The organism is uncultured Psychroserpens sp. (assembly GCF_947501425.1).
In the GTDB taxonomy this organism is placed as follows: Bacteria; Bacteroidota; Bacteroidia; order Flavobacteriales; family Flavobacteriaceae; genus Psychroserpens.
Genome location: NZ_CANMVN010000008.1, coordinates 232,683 through 251,312, shown reverse-complemented (window position 1 = coordinate 251,312; position 18,630 = coordinate 232,683). Strand labels below are relative to the sequence as shown.

Sequence of the window (18,630 nt, the reverse complement as noted above, 5' to 3'; positions counted from 1 at the left end):
TGTTACATTTATTGCACTACAAAAACTAAGATGAGGTTAAAAAAACTGTCTTTACGAGTTCGCATTTTCTTTGCCATGATACTATTGGTACTCATTGCCTCTATATTAATTGCAGCAGTAACAATTTATCAATATAATGAAGAAGCCAGAGATTATCACAAAGAACGTTTAGAGCGTAAGGAGCGTGCCATAATGAGTGATATAGAGTATGTTATAAGAAAAACAACATACCCTGTAGAAACTGAAAAAGTTCCACTAATTTTTAAGGAAGAAATTTACAGAATTGCAGAAATTCACAGTTTAAGGATCAACCTCTATGATATTGATGGGACTCTACTTATCACTTCTAAAGCGAGTTTTACTAACGATTCGATATATACCTGCATCGACACCAATATTATAAATGAGGTGTCTAACTCGGCAGAGCATAGATATGTAGTTAAAAATAAGAAAAATGGAGAAACATTTCAATCGTTATACACTTATATTCTAGATACTAAATCTAAGCCATTAGCCATACTAAACCTCCCGTATCTGGAGAATGATGATTTTCTAAATAAAGAACTTAATGAGTTTTTGGAGCGTTTGGGCTATGCTTACCTCTTTATGATGCTTATTGCCATTATATTAGCCTTATTATTATCAAAGTATATAACGAGTACGCTAAAAACTATTGCTGATAAGATTAATGAAACTCGATTAGAAAAACGAAATAAGAAAATTGATATAGCTTCGTCTAGTGAGGAAATTTCTACATTGGTTAATTCGTATAATAGCATGATTGATGAGCTTGAAGAAAGTGCAGTAAAGTTAGCCACAAGCGAACGTGAACAAGCCTGGAGAGAAATGGCAAAACAGGTAGCTCATGAGATCAAGAATCCATTAACACCAATGCGATTAAGTGTACAAAGTTTTCAGAGAAAATTTGATCCTGAAGATGAGAACATTCACCAAAAAGTAGATGAATACAGCAATACACTCATTCAACAAATTGACACAATGAGTTCTATTGCCTCAGCCTTTTCTAATTTTGCAAAAATGCCAGCACAACAGAGTGAAACCCTCAATGTCTCTTCTATAGTGAAGTTAGGTTTGGATATTTTTAGTGAAGATTATATAGAATTTTATTCTGAAGATGAAGAGATCATGGCAAACTTTGATCGTACTCAGTTGATACGAGTGGTGACTAATCTGGTAAAAAATGGTATTCAGGCTATCCCTCTAGATAAAGAAACTCCAAGAATTGCAGTCAAGGTCACTTCTGAAAATGATATGGTAAAAATAACTGTCGAGGATAATGGAAATGGAATTTCCGAAGAGAATGAAAGCAAGATCTTTGAGCCAAAATTTACTACAAAAAGTAGTGGAATGGGACTAGGCCTGGCAATGGTAAAAAATATTGTGGAAACTTATAAGGGAAATATTACCTTTACATCTCAACAAGGTGTTGGAACAACTTTTACAGTGACATTTCCGAAGATTTAATAAGACTAAATACAATGAGCTACGAAAATATTTTATCTACAACAACTAATGGTATTACTAAGATTACCGTTAATAGACCAAATAAGCTTAACGCTTTAAATAAGGCGACAATTCAAGAACTTCATGAGGCTTTCAAAGCAGCAAATAAAAGCAAAGACACCAAGGTGATTATTGTTACAGGCAGCGGAGAAAAAGCATTTGTTGCTGGTGCAGATATTAGCGAATTTGCAGATTTTGATGTTGAAAATGGCGGGAAACTAGCTGCAAAAGGACAAGAAATATTATTTGATTATGTCGAAAATTTGTCAACGCCAGTAATTGCAGCAGTTAATGGTTTTGCTCTTGGAGGAGGATTAGAACTTGCAATGGCTTGTCATTTTAGAATTGCGAGCACTAATGCTAAAATGGGATTGCCTGAGGTCTCTCTTGGCGTTATACCTGGTTACGGAGGAACTCAACGATTACCACAGCTGGTTGGAAAAGGACGTGCTATGGAAATGGTTATGACTGCTGGAATGATAGATGCTGCTCAAGCTTTAGAATATGGTCTCGTTAACCATGTTACTACAGAGGACGAATTGATAGCTTTAGCTGAAAAAATTGCAGGTAAGATTATGCGTAATTCTTCAGTTGCTATTAAGGGAGCCATCAAAGCTATTAATGCTAATTTCAAAGATGGTATCGATGGATATAAAACAGAAATCAAACAGTTTGGAAAATGTTTTGGGACCGAAGATTTTAAAGAAGGAACAACAGCTTTTTTAGAAAAGCGTAAAGCTGACTTCCCTGGAGAATAACTTCAATTCAAATTTAAGATTTTGCATTTGGTATTATTTTAATTAGTCTAAATATAAGGACATCTTTTCTACACACTTATAAAAAAAATAAAAAGGACTTATTAAAATAATTGAAGCCAGAAGAACAGGGCTTAATAAAGTTATCAATACTACATTTTGTCTTGATACTGTCATAGCTTGAAATTTGAGTTAATAAAAATACTATTGTAAACTTACAATCAACAATTGGTAAATATCACAAGGATTTTATCTGATTTATATTCAAAATTCACAGCTTAAAAGAGTAATAATCTTATTTCTAACGCATAATGGTTGACTGAGTTTGATTGATTTGGCCTAAAATTATCAAGGCACTATCGGTAAAGTATTGATCTAATTTTGTAATTTTACAAAAAATCAATAATATGTTAAAAAATCAATCTATTAAAGGTCGTGGTGCTCAAAAAAACGTACACAATCGTTTTTTTGAATTGAGTCATGAGCAACGCGATGATTTTTTAGAATACTGTGCAAAAGAAGGCGAAGAAGTTGATAAAAATAAAACGCTATATCTTCCAGTTTTTCCAAAAACTATAGTCAATCAAGTAACAAGTCCAGATGTTGGAATGGCGTATTCAATGAATATGTATCAAGGTTGTGAACATGGGTGTATCTATTGTTATGCTAGAAATAGTCATGAATTTTGGGGATTTAGTGCAGGTTTGGATTTTAACGTAGAATTTTAGTAAAAAAAGATGCTCCCAAATTATTAGAAGCATTTATAAAACGGAAAAGCTGGAAAGCTTATCCTATAGTAATGTCTGGTAATACAGATTGTTATCAACCTGCAGAGCAAAAGTTTGAGATTACTAGACAATGTCTAGAGGTCTTTTTGAAGTACAGACATCCAGTTGGTATTATTACAAAAAACGCACTAATTCTTCGAGATTTAGATATCCTTAAGACATTGGCAAAAGATGGTTTGGTAAGTGTTAATGTTTCAATTACATCATTATCTGAAACGACACGGAGAATTTTAGAACCTAGAACAGCAACTATAAAAAAACGTTTAGAGACCGTAAAGGTTTTGAGTGAAAATGGTATTCCTGTTAATGTTATGCTAGCACCAATTATTCCGTCTATTAATAGCCATGAGATTTTACCTTTAGCTAAAGCTGTATCAGATGCAGGTGCATTGAGTATTGCTTACACTATTGTTCGACTAAATGGTGCCATTGGAGAAATTTTTACAGACTGGATTCATAAAACCATGCCAGATAGAGCAGCTAAAGTATTACATCAAATTGAAAATTGTCATGGAGGTACGCTAAACGAATCGCGATTTGGTAAGCGTATGCGAGGTGAAGGACAAATAGCCAAACAAATTAATGACTTGATTAAGTTAGCACGATTGAAATATTTCAAAGATAAATCAATGCCTAAGCTAAATACAGATTTACATATAACTTATAAAGATGGGCAGATGAGATTGTTTTGATATAAATAGTGTTCTATAATCAAATGTTTTAAGATTAAATCTGCTCTAACTTGTCCAGCAAATCAATAGCTTTCAAATAATTGAAATAAGTTTCGTTTTCTGAAATGATCTTTAAATTTTCAATGGCATCTTGTTTTTGGTCTTGTTTTAAATAAACAAGAGCTTTAAACCAATACGCTTTATGGAAATCTATAGTATTACTCTGTTCTAGATCTTCCAGTTGATCTAAGGCTGAAGTGTAGTTCTCTAATTCTAAATAACATAATGCAGTGTACAAAGTTACATTAGGGTTTAATTCATTTGAACTTTTATCTATATGCGTAAAAACCTCTAGGGCTTCAGTGTATTTATCATCTCTAAATAGTTGTTCAGCTATTGTTTCTTTGTTTTCAGTGGTGTTCTGAAGCACAAATGAGGGTAGATCCTGTGTGGAATAATACGATTCGAATAAACCTTCTGAAGTGTAGTTAGGTATAAAAAAATAGTTTACAAAAAAAGCAATCAAACCAATTGCTGCAACCGAAGTTATATATTTTATGACTTTACTTGTATTTTTTGCCCCTTTTGAATTATACCGACTTTGAGCTGTTTTGATCGTATTAGAAAAATCTTTTACATCATCTTCACTAAAAACATGAGCAGCTGTTTTTAATTGATCAGCATCGTGCTCAATAGAAGTCCATGTTTCATCTCCATAAATTTCAGACATTCGTTCCATGACAGTAACCATGTCGTCTAAGTCTTTATTTTTTAGACGCTCATTTTCAAAGTCTTCCATTTCTTCTGATGTCATATTACCGTCTAAATAGTTGATAATCCTATGTTCGGTATCTTTATTAAAACTCATTTATTAAGATTTAAAATTAGAGTATCTAGGATCCTCTTTAATCAATTGTGTCAGTTTCTTTTTGCATTTAAAGACCCTTTGTCTCGCTACAGTTTGGGACGAATAAGAATACTTTTTTACAATGCTTTCATAGGTTTTTTTCTGAAATATCATGTTGAGTATATCTCTACATTGCTTTGAAAGCAATTCGAATTTTTCTTTATACAATTCCCATTGCTGATGTTCTAAATAAAATGAAGCTAAATCAATCTCTTCACTAACTAGAGGTAAAACACCTGTATTTGTTACCTTCTTTTTTGAATTTTCTCGTTTCCAAAGGTTTTTGCAAACTGTAAATAAGTAATTATCAAAAGATTGAACCTGGATCTTATCGTTTTTTATTTTCACATAAAGAATGATTAATGCATTGTGAAAAACGTCTTCAGCATCTGATCTATTACCATCTCTACTTGTTATATAATGCAATACATACTTAAAATTTTGAGTATAAATGCGGTCAAGTACTTTTGGATTTCCCTCTAAAAACTGACGAATAAAATCATCGTTTTTCATGCAAAAAATATGGGTTAGCGGTTAATTACGTGTAAGGTAATTAAAAATATTGGGTAACAAAAAAGCATAAAAGCCTCTTAATTGTGAATCGATTCAATTAAAAGGTGAAATCTGAAAAACCTTCAAAGAACAGAGTAGGAGCTAATTAAAACCAATGTAATTATGAAAAAAGTTATTTTTCTTTTCTTAATGTTCAGTGGGTTGATATACGGTCAAGAATTCGAAAACATCGGATTCGAAGATACATCCTGTATCAACGACTGTGATCCTGCAAACGGACAAATGTCATGTGTAGATGGCTGGTGGTCAGACTATACCCAAGGTATAGTTCCGTTAAAAAACACAAATTGTGAACCAAATCTGGTATGTAATGGAAATAATTCAGTGCTACTAGTAAGTACCTCTGGATCACCTGGTTCTTCTATCAGAACTAATAATCCATTTTTTGGTTTAACAACAGATACAAGCTTTACAATAGATCTAACAGTAAATCGGTCTTCAAATGGAGCTTCTAATGGTGTAGTAAAAGTAATAGGACGATACGCTGGACAATACAATTGGGATGTTGTAGGTCAAGCAGGTCCTAACGCAAGCGATACCTGCGAAGATATTTCTATTATTCTTGACCCAAGTGTCACAGATTATGAAGAACTCTCCTTTTTCGCCTGTACTGAAACAGGAACTTGTCATGGTGGTGTGGGAAACTATATCGTTGTTGATGATATTAGAGTTGGTAAACCAGTTGTTACAATCGAAGATAACTGTGGTGAAGTAACCGTGGCAATTGATCCTGATCTTAATCTGGATATCGCATTTTTTAACGTGATAATAACCGACGACAATGGCGATGAAATTGCTGAACTTTTTAATGATACAGGAGATCCTTTAAGTCATGACATAGGTGCGACAGGGACTTATCATTTCGAAATTTTAATTGCTTATGAAGTCAATGGTCAATTTGAATTTTTAGAGTATAATTTGAGTCATACCATAACTTCGGTTACACCAGATCCTGTGACTATCACAGCTGATGGCACAGATGTTACTTCAACTTTAACCTATGAGATACCATGTGGAGAGACTTGTGTGACAATAAATGCAACCAACATAACGGGTGCGGTTTATAATACAAGTGATCCAGTCTTAACAGATCTCAACGGATTGTTCTGTGTGCCTCCGGGAAGTAATATTACAAGTTTTACAGCTTATATAACGGGAACTGACTCTTGTGGTGATCCATACAATGAGAGTGTATTAGTAACTTTGGAAGAGGATTGTTGTGTTGATGAACCATATGTAGAGCCTTATTGGCAGCATCCAAACTGTCCTGATGTGGTTTGTGATTCAGATCAGTGGCCAGTACATGTACTTAGTGGTGATGGAAGCACCATAACATCAGCAGGAGGGGTTGTGATTTCTTGGGATAATCTGGATACAGCAGTAGATGAGAATATATTAGGCGATTGGATCTATGTATCACCATTAGAGAACTGGCAAGCTACAATTACTTATCCAAATGGATGTGTTTATGTGATTACATATTTAGAAGAATGTTGTGATGATGATATTTTCATCAATGTTTTAGACTGTCCAACAGAAGCCCAATTAGCAGAATATGAAGCTCAGGTTAGCGCAGAATTTATGGCGAGACGAGATAGTAGGTCAGCAGATTTATTGGCTGGATTACGTACTTACATTGCTAAGCGCAAAGCGGGAGAAGATTGTGATCCATGTGAACTAGGGTTTGTATTTATAGAATTGGTAGATGCTGCAGGAGATCCGATAAGTTTGTCGATGTATGATTCTCTTACGTGGTCTGATGGCGGTTCAGGTACGACCAGAGCTTTTGATCTTCCAATGTCTGGAGAGGTTTGTTTTACAGCAACGAAGACCAATGATCTTGGTTATGAATGTACGTATTCAGATTGTTTCTATTATGAATGTGAGACGAAAGAATGTGACGGACTTACAGCACCAACAAATTTACAGGCTATAGGCTCATCGTTGACATGGGATCCAGTTCCAGGTGCCGTAGAGTACATCATCAGTTCACCAAGTGTGATACGAATAGAATGCTGTAGATTTGGAGTTTCAATAGCACCAATCACAACAACATCAACCTCGTATACCTTACCATTAAGTTTACAGAGCAAGTGTTTTGTATGGCAGGTAACAGCGGTTTGTGCAGATGGTACTCAGTCAGTAGTATCAGAACAGGCTTGTCATTTACCAACATTGGTTACTGATGGAGGAGGCGTTAAGCAACGTGTGACAATTTATCCAAACCCAAATAAGGGTCAGATGAGTATTGAGGTAGAGTTGGAAGGTAGCTCATTCGTAGAACTAGATATCTACCGTTACGATGGATTATTGGTTAAAACCGTTACAAAGGAGAAAACCAAAGGGGCAGACTTGAAGTTTGGATTGGATTTAGATTTACCAACAGGGTTATATCTGTTCAATTTCAAAACAAAAGAAGGCGTTATTTCTAAAAGGGTTATTATAGAATAACTATTTTGTAAGAGAGTTTCGGTTTGGTATTTTATCAAACCGAAACTTATTTTTTACCTAAACACATTAATTTAAACTAAACAACAATGAAACATATATTAAGAATTTTATGCGTATTTATTTTTGCATTTGTTTGTAGCTGCGAAAAAGAAAACTTGATAGAAGACAATATTGAAAATGTAAAGAACCGAACCATATTAACAAAAGGAGCAAGTGCAAGTAGTGAACTGATAATTTTATATCCTGAAGGAACTACAGAGCTTGAGAAGCAGCAAAAACGATTGGAGTATGGTATAACAGATTACAAACAATGTAATTGTGCAGAGGAAAATCTGGAGTTATGGATTTTTACTGGTAGTACTGGTAATGGAATAAATATTGAAGAGAAAAAGGAAACTGCTAAAGTTGATGAAGAGATTGAAGGTGTAGATCTAAACCCTATAATTAGTATAGAGCCTGATCAGTTTGCATTTAATTTTAATCCGTCAGGAGTTTTGGATAATGCCTTATCTCAAATAGTTGATGTAAATCAAAATATAACCATTGCAGTCTTAGATACAGGAATAAATTATTATTACGATGGGTTCTCAGATAGCTATTTATACAATAGTACGAATGATCCTTGTATAGATAACAACTATGTGGAACGTTTTGGATGGAATTTTGTGGACAACGATAATAATCCATATGATGATCATCCTAGCATGCATGGAACAGTTGTAAGCCATCTTATAACGTCTAACCTAGACAACAATAACGTACCATATCAACTTCTACCCGTTAAGGTTGCCAATGAAAACGGAAGTATTAATTATTTTGACGCACTTTGTGGGTTTCAGTATGCAACAAAAAAACAAAACATCAAGATTATCAACATGAGTTTTGGCTGGTATGATCAAGAGTATGAATTATTAAACAAATTTATAGAAAGAGTAGAAGACGAGATTTTAGTAGTGTGTTCAGCTGGTAATAGTGGTCAGAATAATGATATTCAACCACATTACCCATCATCTTATGAGTCTAATAATATCATATCAGTAACAGGACTGGCTGGTAGTTATAACGATATTGTAAACGGAACTAATGGCTCTGGAGTAGGAGGGTTGAGTTACTTTTCAAATTTCGGAACAAATTCTGTTGATATAGCGGCAGTTAGTGAGAATATTCCATTTGTATATGATAATGAAACCTTTTACTATAACGGAACATCTTTTTCGGCAGCTTACACCTCATTTTTTAGTGCTAAATACTATCAAAATGGAATGTCAGCCGAAATGCTAAAGGCACAAGTTTTAAATAACAGCACCTATTCAGCAGAGTTATTCAATATTAAATATTCAGCATATATATATGATGATTGATTATAGCACAGTTTAAATAAAAGTTTAGGTAAATCTTACGTTTAAACTCAAAAGAGGAGTTTACGGACTCCTCTTTTTCTTTTTATAAAATCATTATCCTTATATTAAAGACGCAAATTTTAAACCGCTTAAAGTCTATGTTTCGCAAATTTTATTTTGCTATTGTTTTTCTATTTTGTTCAGGTGTGCTGCTTGCTCAAAATACTCAAACACCATTAGAAATTTACCGAGCGTTAAGTGAAACTAAGGATTTAGATAAGTTTGGTAAACAAAAACTTTTAGACAGCTTAGTAACGAAGTCAAAACTTGATTTCGATCAAAATGAATTAGCACATACCTATTATGAACTTCTCTTAGCGTTTTACAAGACAAATGTTGATCTCGCTATTAATTATGCTAAAAAAATTAGAACCATTGGTGAGACTTTAAACGACACGACCAATTTTTATCTTAAGAATGATAAAAACCTTGTTTTTCTATCGTATTTGAAAGGTGCCTACAGTAAGTCGATTCTACATGGTAAGGAGTTCTTAAAAAAACATCCTTCTGAAAATGTCCGCCAAGCAGTTGTGTACAGGTTCCTTGGGAATTCGTATAATGATTTAGGGGATTTTAAGGAGGCCATTGCCCATTACAACAAGGCCATCTATATATTTAAAGAATACGAGGAGTTAAAAGAAGAGGGACGAACGTTAATCAATCTTTTAGATGTTTATGTGAAATTAGATGATCCGAAACTTCAGGATGATGTTTTTGATATTATTGTCCGTTTTGATGATATCGGTAAAGTGTACGAATTTGATGATGAGGATATTCTAAAGAAAGAGCTAAATGCTGGTGCTTTCTTTGACTGTATAAAAGATTATGACAATGCTAAAAAGAAATATACAAGATCATTAGAATTATCTAAAACGTTATCAGATTCATTAAACATATCAAAATCACTTATCAATTTAGGAATAGCTTACAGAAAAGAGAATAATTTGGAGGTTGCAGAAGAAAAACTACTCTCTGCTATGCCTTACATCAATGATAACCATCAGAAGAAAGCCTCTTTATACAATAATCTAGCCGATGTATACAAAGAGTCAAACAACTATGAACAGGCGCTATCATATTACAATCTTGCGGTTTCTACCTTACTTCAAATTGAAAATAGGAGTGTTTTTGATGTTCCCGATATCAAATCGTTAAATGCTGTTGATAATAAAGTTGACCTATTAGGTTACCTTATTGATAAGGCCAATATGTTGTTGTTGATCAATGATAACGAATTTCAGACTAAGTATTTAGAATTAGCTTTGAATATATATGGGTTGTCTGATCAGATTGCAGACATCATTTATTTTGAGAGTAGAGAAGATTTTTCAAAATTGTTTTGGAGAGAGGAAGCTTCAAACTTCTATTTAAATGCTACCGAAGCTGCTTATCTTTTAAATAAACCTAAAGAGGCTTTTTATTATATTGAAAAGAGCAAAGCCATTCTCCTATTAGAGAATATAACAACCAGTAAAGCCAAAGCATTGGTAAATCTTCCTGAACATTTGATCAACCGTGAATACGATCTTATCAATGGGATTAAAAAAGCTGAAGATAATCTATTTTCACTAAAAAAAACAGCTCAAAACATTTTGACTGATAGTCTTCAAAATATTGTGTTCTCTAGAAAACAAGATTACACTCGATTTATTGATTCTTTAGAAATTGCCTACCCAAGTTATCATCGTTTTAAGAAAAATATTACAGTATATGATTCTAAAATGGTTCGAGAATCACTTAAAAAAAACGAGATAGTTTTACAATATAAGTTGAGTAAAGACAAAGGTTTTGTTGTCCTGATAACACAATCATCAGAAGCTGTGTTTCGTTTGAACAATATCTCTAAAATCCATAACCTTCTCAATCAGTATAGTCATTTAATCAGTAAGCCTTTTGTTGATAATAACGATCAGCAACTTTTTAAAGAAGTATCTTATCAGCTCTATCTTTCATTATCTCCGTTTCTAAAGACCAACTCTAAAACATATGTTGATAAAAAACTAATCATCATCCCAGACAACAGGTTGCATTATGTGCCTTTTGAATCGTTTGTTACAACTAAGGATCAAGCGTTATCAGCATCTTATTTAATCAACTTTTGTGATATAAGTTATGCTTACTCCTACTCCTCTTTAAATATCTCGTATACAGACGAATTTGAAAAAGACTTCTTTGCCATTAGCCCATCAGTTTTTAAAGATAGATCCTTATCTAGCCTAACTATTTCTAAAAGTGATATCTCAAATATTGAATCGACATTGAATACAATTATGGTTTCCCGTGAAAAGGCCACTAAAGAATTATTTCTGAAAGAATATGGAACATCAAAGGTGGTTCATATCTCAACACATGGAGGCATTTTAAATGATAAACCCTGGATTTCATTTAACGATAAAAAGTTGATGCTGAATGATATTTACTTCAAAAACCAAAAAGCAAATTTAGTAGTATTGAGTGCCTGTAAAACATCACATGGTGAACTCAAAAAAGGAGAAGGCGTTATGAGTATAGCAAGAGCTTTTATAAATTCAGGGTCTAAAAGTGTTGTGTCTTCGCTATGGGATATCAATCAAAGATCAACAAACGAAATAATTACCACATTCTATTCAAATCTTAAAGAAGGAGGCACTAAATCTGAAGCACTAAGAAATGCCAAAATAACATATATAAACAACCATAAAAACACAAGTGAGGCCTCTCCTTTTTATTGGAGTTCTTTAGTGTTAACAGGAGATTCAAGTCAAGTGTTTGTGACTTATGACTGGTTATGGATATTAATAGTTGCTTTAGTTCTCTGCACTCTTTTAATCTATTTAGGTAACAGATTAAAAACAAAATTTATCAAAAAATCAAGTTAATACAATTACGTCATCAATAAACTAAACGGATGTAATATCTAAAGATGATGATTCGTGATTTTTTAGAAACTCAATCATTTAATTTATTAGAATAATCGTTAATAGGTTTAGGTCAAATTTAGTTTTAAGTATTATTACTAAATCTGACAATCAGGTATTTATACCCTATAATGATCATGGGTTAGTGTATAATTTTGGAAGAAATAAAAATATCTTCAATTATGCTAGCACCTAATATAAAATTAACGACACAACTTCTAAAGAGCTTTTTTTCATCATTAATATCTGTAAGATTTGCATCTATTTCTATTAGTCATTCTAGATTTCTTCCAATTTCACCAACACCAGATTATATAAAAAATCTGGAGGATGCTTTTAATAAATCGAAAATATTATCAAGCAATTGGTCTAATGAAAAAGAACCAAGTATTATTAGTCAAATTCCTGAAATGTTTATTGAATACAGCAACCGTTTTCAAGATGTATGTGAAACATTAACTGGAGATTTTAGTAAAGAGGAAGCTATTGAAGCTCTTAAATGGCTAAAATCTCATTTAGTATCCTACGATAAAAACACATCTACATTACAAAGCAATATTTCACAGTTTTCAACAGAATTTAAAAGTTATATCAAGATAATTGATGAATCGATTGACAAAGCCAACCAACAAATAACAGGAGATCGTGCAGATGTATTAGATCTTCAAAATCAAATTAGTGTTTTGTATCAGGATATTGCAGAAGAAACCGAAAAGGTCTCTGGATCAATGTCTAATATGGCAACAGGAGGAGCAGAATTGGCATACACAATGTTAGAATACGGATTTTTAGTGGCCACGTCTTCGGCTGAAGTACCAGTAGTAGGAATAATAATTGCGGTTGGAGGACTCACTTATGATGCCATTGAAGTAGCTATCAATGAGCAACGTATCGCTGAAAACTTAAAACGAATAAAAACTCTTGCTGTTAAAGTAAATAAAGAGGATCAACAAATTGTATTGTTAACCAATATGAACACAATGCTCAATAACCTCGATAAGACCTTAATTGCCATTCATGATTCTGTTGACCTCGGACCTATATGGACTGAGGAGTCTGATAAACTCGATGTTGCTATTCAGGAATTAGAAATCTACACAGGAACTGATTTTAAGTCTCTCCTGCCAATTCAGACGATTTCCAAAGCGGCAAACGCATGGAGTGAGATTGCAAAAACCGCAACGAATATTCAAATCTCTGCCACGACAATTAAGTCTGGAGAGCCAATTAAACTCGATAATAATTAAAAATCAATTAACCAATTAAAATTATATCATTATGACACAGATTAAATCACTAGTTCCAAAAAATATTAAAAAGCAAAAAGAAGATATGGCTAAAAACCTAAGTGTTCTTGCTTTTATACGTGGATATGTATTAGGTGTTGAGCATACACAAATTCATGCCATTGATCCAAAACCAAGCTGGTACGATGAATTAAGCAAACACTTAGACGCAGCAAAGAAACATGTAGCTCCTTGGCAAACAACAGTAGAACCTGGTATTACAAGTCATTTTCCACACTCTATATCTAATATGGCTTCAAGATTTGGTACAGGTACAGATCAGATACTAGATATTTTGAATAAAACAACACCAGATGGGAAGCAATATGTTCCTAATGCTGGAGAAATTGAAACCATTGTAGAAAGTCTAAATTGGATAAGTAAGCATATCGGAGCAGAAAGCGATGCGCTTGCAGCTGTGAAAAAGGATTTTGATACTTTTAAAGCAAATTCTGATACTGATAACAAAGCACTAACATCGGGTGTAAACTCTATTCAAAAGGCAATCTTAGATGATCAAAACCTAATCATTGGTTTACAAGGAGACATTGCAACAGACAATGCTAATATAGCTGCTGACCAAGCTGCGATAACTGCATCAGGAATAGCTGCTGGTGTTGGACTTTTTGTAGGAGTATCTGTTCTTGGATTAGGTGCAGCTGCATCTGGACCAGCGGCTCCAATTGCAATGGTTATTGGAGGTCTTATCATGGCTGCTGCAGCTATTCAATTTGCAGCTGTTCTTGCTGTGTATATTCCAAAGTTAAACGCTGCACGTAAAAAACTTGCTGCAGACACACAGCATCTAAACGAAGAAAAGCAGCAGGTAGCGTCATTAGTGATATTGAATAATTCTATTGGAAAGCTAGTAGATTTAAATACACAAATGCAAAACTCACTTCAGGATTTAACAGATTGGTTTAGTAATACTGCTGAATCTATATCAACTGTTGCAACACAAATTGAAGAAGCATCATCAGATCTTACAAATAAAGAATGGTTTGATTTGAAACTTGATGTGATACAAGCGCAGAAAGATTGGAGTCAGTTAGAAACCTATGCTAACCAATGGGCAGTTGCAGCAACTACTATTGTAAATAAAGTAATTTCTATTAATAAGGACGACTCAGGTTCTTCAGAGGCTGCTTAACAACTTTCTATAATTCATAAGAGTCATATTAATAAAATTTGATATGACTCTTCACTATAACATTAAGTAAAAAAGCAATACAATGAATAAGCCATCACTTTCAACTTCCGACGTTAAAGATACGATATCAGCAGCGCAACAAATAAGTAATTATGCTCAGGCAGCTGTTACTCTTGTGCCTAATTTAACGGATATACCACAATGGTATAAGCAGATATCTGTTGATATAACGACAACTAAAGATCATGCGCAAAACTGGCTAGATGTCTTATGTCCAGATGCCACACTACATCTTCCTAGGACTATAACAGCGTTTAATCCAACGTTTCAATCTAATATATCAAAGATTCAATCGATACTTAGCAGTGCAGAAAATGGTAATGTTTCAGCAGAGCAAAAAACACAAATAAACAATTTGTTTGATTCGATTTTGTCAGCTTTAAAGGTTCAGCAAAATGTAACAGATTCTATTACCAAAAAATTAAAAGATTTCATTGTTAAAGCTAATGCAGATCAAGCTACTTTATCTAATGATCTTAATACTATTAAATCTAATGATCAGGTTGATGCAGATGGAATACTGGCAATTCAATCGGTGATGACAGATCATTTCATGAATAATACCATTTTGGGACCATGCAATGTCATTGTCAGTTTAGATATCAATGTCTCCATTAAAATCAATCAGATAAATTCTAAACCTCATGTATTAGCCTATGCTTTTATAAGTCAGTTTGTAGATCATATGATTTCTAATATTAAGGCTATTCAAGTGCCTTTACAATCTTTTTATGATTTATGGAATACTATGATATTGGATTATCAAACAGTTATTGAAGATTTAAACAGTGCATCGGCTGACGATTATGTAAATGTCATTGAATCATTAGATCTAAACCAAGCGAAGAAAGATTGGCAAGCACTTGCTGATTTTGTAAAACAATCTTTACCTCAAGAGGGACATTCAATTATTAATAATTAAACTAAAATATTATGTTAGACTACAACGCAAAAAGCACGTATCAGGATCCAGATGGATATAGTTGGGACTTTTACAGAGATGACCAAAAAGGACCAAACCCTGACCCTAATACATTTTATATTATTCCAAAACCACAATTTGTTTTTGATAATAACAAACCATCAATACAATTTCACACTTATGCTACAGATGGAGCCGACAATGGTTCTGGTTTCTGTAGATTTGACGTTGAGCTGTCCATACCGTCAAAGGTTGAGGCCGCAGTTAAAACTCAGATATTAGGTAATTCTACTCGATTTCCAGGTGTAACAAATCCAAACTTTCAGACCTTAGATTTAAAAGCTGGAAGTAAAGCTGTGGTTACCTTTGCAGATGGTGATGATACTATTGATTATGTTGCAGAGGCTTCAAACTATGGAGGAGATACAGCATCATTTTTAATGAAGCTTACGGCTTCACAAATGAAAAATTTAAAAGCCAGTTTTACAACATCTGGAGGAGCTTTGAACATTAAGTATTATTTAACTGTTTCAGCACGATTACAAAGTGTTTCTGCAGTATTGAAATTTAATTCAGCCGAAGCTTATACCTATCAAGTGACGCAGCCAACATATAATAGTTGGGGAGACCAAACCAGTCCTGGTTCTGCTGAAGGCTTTTTGAAGTCGTCTCAATCCTCACATGTTGAACTTACTTGGGGAATAGACAACCCTTCTGAAAGTTTAAAGAAAACAGTTACAGATTGGGCCAACACAACTTTAGCAACTTTAGTTACTGCTGCCGTAAAAAAAGTAATAGCATTACAAAAAATTACAAGTAGTAGAAGTTTTAAAATTAGTGAAGTTGAAAGTTTTACTTCCAATTATTCTGAAAACATGGTCGTAGACTGGTCTATTCAGCCTACAGCTACATTGCCATCATTTCAGGATATGGGATTATCAATTTCAGATTTTGAAAAAACGGTCAATAAAAGACAACAGCAAATGATTGTTACTGCCAATGTGCCATTTGACGGACATACTATTAGCACCTCCAATTCTCCCAGTGCTGGCGGAACTATAAGTCAGGGATTATCAAATCCAGTAAAAATAAAATCTATCTCTGTTACCGTTAAATATCCAACATTGTCAGAAGCTCATAGCACTTATGAGTTCACAAAGAATGAAAGTTATATATTTCTGGCACCTTATGATCCAACCGCTGGACCAGAATGGAGTCTGGAATATAAAGTAAATTATGTTGATTCTAGTGTGCCTGCTATGTCAGGAAGCATCAAAAATATAACAACAGTTCAACAGTATTTAAAGCTTGCTCAAATTGGAGTTTTGTCTGTTGAATTTGATGCAACTCCTGCATTTAATAATAATGAAATGCCTAAACCTGATGAGGTTGTTGTTGATTTCAGTTTTGTGAATTCAAAAGGAGGATCGTTTAAAAACATTAACCAGAAATTGACATTTAAGAAAGCAGATCAATCTTATGTCCAGTCGGTTCAGAGCTTACAACCTTTACCAATTACAAATGGGTATAATTATAAAGTTACTTATAACTATAATGGCGTAGAATATTCAGCACCATTGAAGTCAGGTGAAACAGGGTTTAAGCAAATTATTGATGCAGTAAATGCGGTAAGTTCGACCAATTTGATTGTTTTTGTAAAAGGCGAAGAAGCTGCTAACGATCCTATTTTGGAAGTTGACGTTAAAATGTGGTTTGATAATCCGAGCAAAACCCCTGACAATGTTTCAAACAATCCGAATAAAAATAGTCCGGCAGTTTTTACCATTACACCTAGTCAACAAGGAACTAATATTATAGGGCATGAGACGTTTATAGGAGTGGAAATAGCTAATTCTCCATTGGTTTACAGTGCTTCTATAACTGCTGCTGAGGGTCAAATTAATATTCCTCCGCAAAAATTGATGCAAAATACAGCTTCGGTTTTTTTATCAGCAAAACAGCGATATTTTACCTTAGAAGTTAATTTAGCATCTATTGATTGGGGTACTGCTACTTATGACGCTATTCAGGTTATTCCTAAATTTTCTGTGAAATCCGATGGAACAACCAAGACGTTTCCTGCGCCAGATACTGGCATACAATGGAATACAAGTGAAGTGGATTCAAAATATCACACACAAGGTTATCAGGATGGAGATACAGTAACGTATGATTTGGAAGTGGTTTATATTACTAAGGGACAAAATCCTGTTAAGAAGACTTTGAAAAATCAAACATCTCCAGTATTTGATGTCCCTGCAACTTTAAGTTGAATTGACAGACATGAATACGACTAATAAACCAATAGATCACTTTATAAACATCTACAGTTCTTATTTTGACAAAGAACAAGGTTCTTTTAAAGAAAGTATCCAGAAACTGACTAAATCATGGTCAGTTTCTGGATTTAATACTAGTTTGCTAACACCAAGCCAATACCCAGTTGAGTTCAGCTATAATTTTAAAACACCATCTTTGTCCTACACGATAGAGGTTTTAGATGCTCTAGAATCTCCTTCTAATAAGTGGTCTTTTCTCAATGATCTTCTGAAGCTATCTTTAGAGAACAAGTTTCCAGAGTTATTGCCTTTTGCAAAAGACAAAAGTCAAAAATTTGGTTTATGGTTGTCTGTAAGACATATTTTAGACAACACGTATTATAAAATTTATCAGGAAGTCACACACAATACACAAAATAGGGCTAGGCATCTTGTTGAGTCATATTTTCCAATGCTAAATGAAATTCCATTTGAAGTTAAACTAATAGGCCATACCATCTCTAAAGAATCTCATCCTGAGTTTTATTTTTCATTTGGATATATCAATGAGGCAATTCTTTTTAAATTGTTGAAAATTGGAGAAGTTCAAAGTCAAACTTTTTTTTTGTTATCACACATCGCAGCACTTAGAGCAAAACCTTATGAAGATGCTTTGTCAGAAATTAAAACAGGATTAAGCTTAAAAGTTACTAATCATGTTCCAGTGGTAACTGTATTTTTTCATGCTCCTGAACTATTTAATGATAATACTCAATCTATTAAGAAAATTAAAAAACTAGCTAGAGAATTAGATGGTAATATGCAATTATATGAACAACTCACCAAACCTGTAAATACTGTTGATGATTTACCTCCTATACACAGTGTATTGAGCTTTAAAATTTCTACCAGCAATCCATTAGAGTTTTCGGTAGGTTTAAGCCCTTATAGTGTTTAGGTAAAGCTCAAAATCAAGAAAAGATATAGT

The 18,630-nt window shown here is 33.6% G+C and carries 12 protein-coding genes and 1 pseudogene; 11 read left to right on the top strand and 2 right to left on the bottom strand.

Going from position 1 to position 18,630, the window contains the following annotated elements; translation table 11 throughout:
* The first annotated feature begins 30 nt into the window (after positions 1–30).
* The 3 genes and pseudogenes from Q0951_RS13815 (at position 31) to Q0951_RS13805 (ending at position 3,759) form a co-directional block, all read left to right on the top strand.
* On the top strand, positions 31–1,485 hold the full coding sequence (locus Q0951_RS13815) for an ATP-binding protein (protein ID WP_299337931.1): 1,455 nt from the start codon (positions 31–33) through the stop codon (positions 1,483–1,485).
* A 14-nt stretch (positions 1,486–1,499) separates the two neighbouring features.
* Positions 1,500–2,282: an enoyl-CoA hydratase-related protein gene (locus Q0951_RS13810; RefSeq protein ID WP_299337928.1), complete on the top strand. Its 783-nt coding sequence runs from the start codon at positions 1,500–1,502 to the stop codon at positions 2,280–2,282.
* A 404-nt stretch (positions 2,283–2,686) separates the two neighbouring features.
* Positions 2,687–3,759, top strand: a pseudogene (locus tag Q0951_RS13805) (PA0069 family radical SAM protein).
* A 34-nt stretch (positions 3,760–3,793) separates the two neighbouring features.
* Here the strand turns inward: Q0951_RS13805 and Q0951_RS13800 are convergent.
* Both Q0951_RS13800 and Q0951_RS13795 read right to left on the bottom strand, forming a co-directional pair.
* Complete coding sequence (locus tag Q0951_RS13800) at positions 3,794–4,606, bottom strand: tol-pal system YbgF family protein (RefSeq protein ID WP_299337926.1); 813 nt, start codon at positions 4,604–4,606, stop codon at positions 3,794–3,796.
* Between the two features lie 3 nt (positions 4,607–4,609).
* Entirely contained in the window at positions 4,610–5,158 is a 549-nt protein-coding gene (locus Q0951_RS13795; RefSeq protein WP_299337923.1) for a sigma-70 family RNA polymerase sigma factor, read from the bottom strand.
* A gap of 162 nt (positions 5,159–5,320) precedes the next feature.
* Between Q0951_RS13795 and Q0951_RS13790 the strand changes: the two genes are divergently transcribed.
* From Q0951_RS13790 to Q0951_RS13755, 8 genes are all read left to right on the top strand, one after another.
* Complete coding sequence (locus Q0951_RS13790; protein WP_299337921.1) at positions 5,321–7,669, top strand: T9SS type A sorting domain-containing protein; 2,349 nt, start codon at positions 5,321–5,323, stop codon at positions 7,667–7,669.
* An 86-nt stretch (positions 7,670–7,755) separates the two neighbouring features.
* Entirely contained in the window at positions 7,756–9,030 is a 1,275-nt protein-coding gene (locus tag Q0951_RS13785; protein ID WP_299337918.1) for a S8 family serine peptidase, read from the top strand.
* Between the two features lie 137 nt (positions 9,031–9,167).
* Complete coding sequence (locus Q0951_RS13780) at positions 9,168–11,927, top strand: CHAT domain-containing tetratricopeptide repeat protein (RefSeq protein ID WP_299337915.1); 2,760 nt, start codon at positions 9,168–9,170, stop codon at positions 11,925–11,927.
* A 221-nt stretch (positions 11,928–12,148) separates the two neighbouring features.
* Positions 12,149–13,213, top strand: a complete 1,065-nt coding sequence (locus Q0951_RS13775) for an HBL/NHE enterotoxin family protein (RefSeq protein ID WP_299337912.1) — start codon at positions 12,149–12,151, stop codon at positions 13,211–13,213.
* A 31-nt stretch (positions 13,214–13,244) separates the two neighbouring features.
* On the top strand, positions 13,245–14,402 hold the full coding sequence (locus Q0951_RS13770) for a hypothetical protein (RefSeq protein WP_299337909.1): 1,158 nt from the start codon (positions 13,245–13,247) through the stop codon (positions 14,400–14,402).
* Between the two features lie 82 nt (positions 14,403–14,484).
* Positions 14,485–15,384 carry a hypothetical protein gene (locus tag Q0951_RS13765; RefSeq protein ID WP_299337906.1) on the top strand — a complete coding sequence of 300 codons (900 nt, stop codon included), beginning with the start codon at positions 14,485–14,487 and terminating at the stop codon, positions 15,382–15,384.
* An 11-nt stretch (positions 15,385–15,395) separates the two neighbouring features.
* Positions 15,396–17,657, top strand: coding sequence for a hypothetical protein (locus Q0951_RS13760; protein WP_299337903.1), 2,262 nt, complete (start codon positions 15,396–15,398; stop codon positions 17,655–17,657).
* 10 nt (positions 17,658–17,667) lie between these two features.
* The gene (locus Q0951_RS13755; RefSeq protein WP_299337900.1) at positions 17,668–18,600 is read left to right on the top strand and encodes a hypothetical protein; all 933 of its coding nucleotides are present in this window, start codon (positions 17,668–17,670) and stop codon (positions 18,598–18,600) included.
* Positions 18,601–18,630 lie beyond the last annotated feature (30 nt).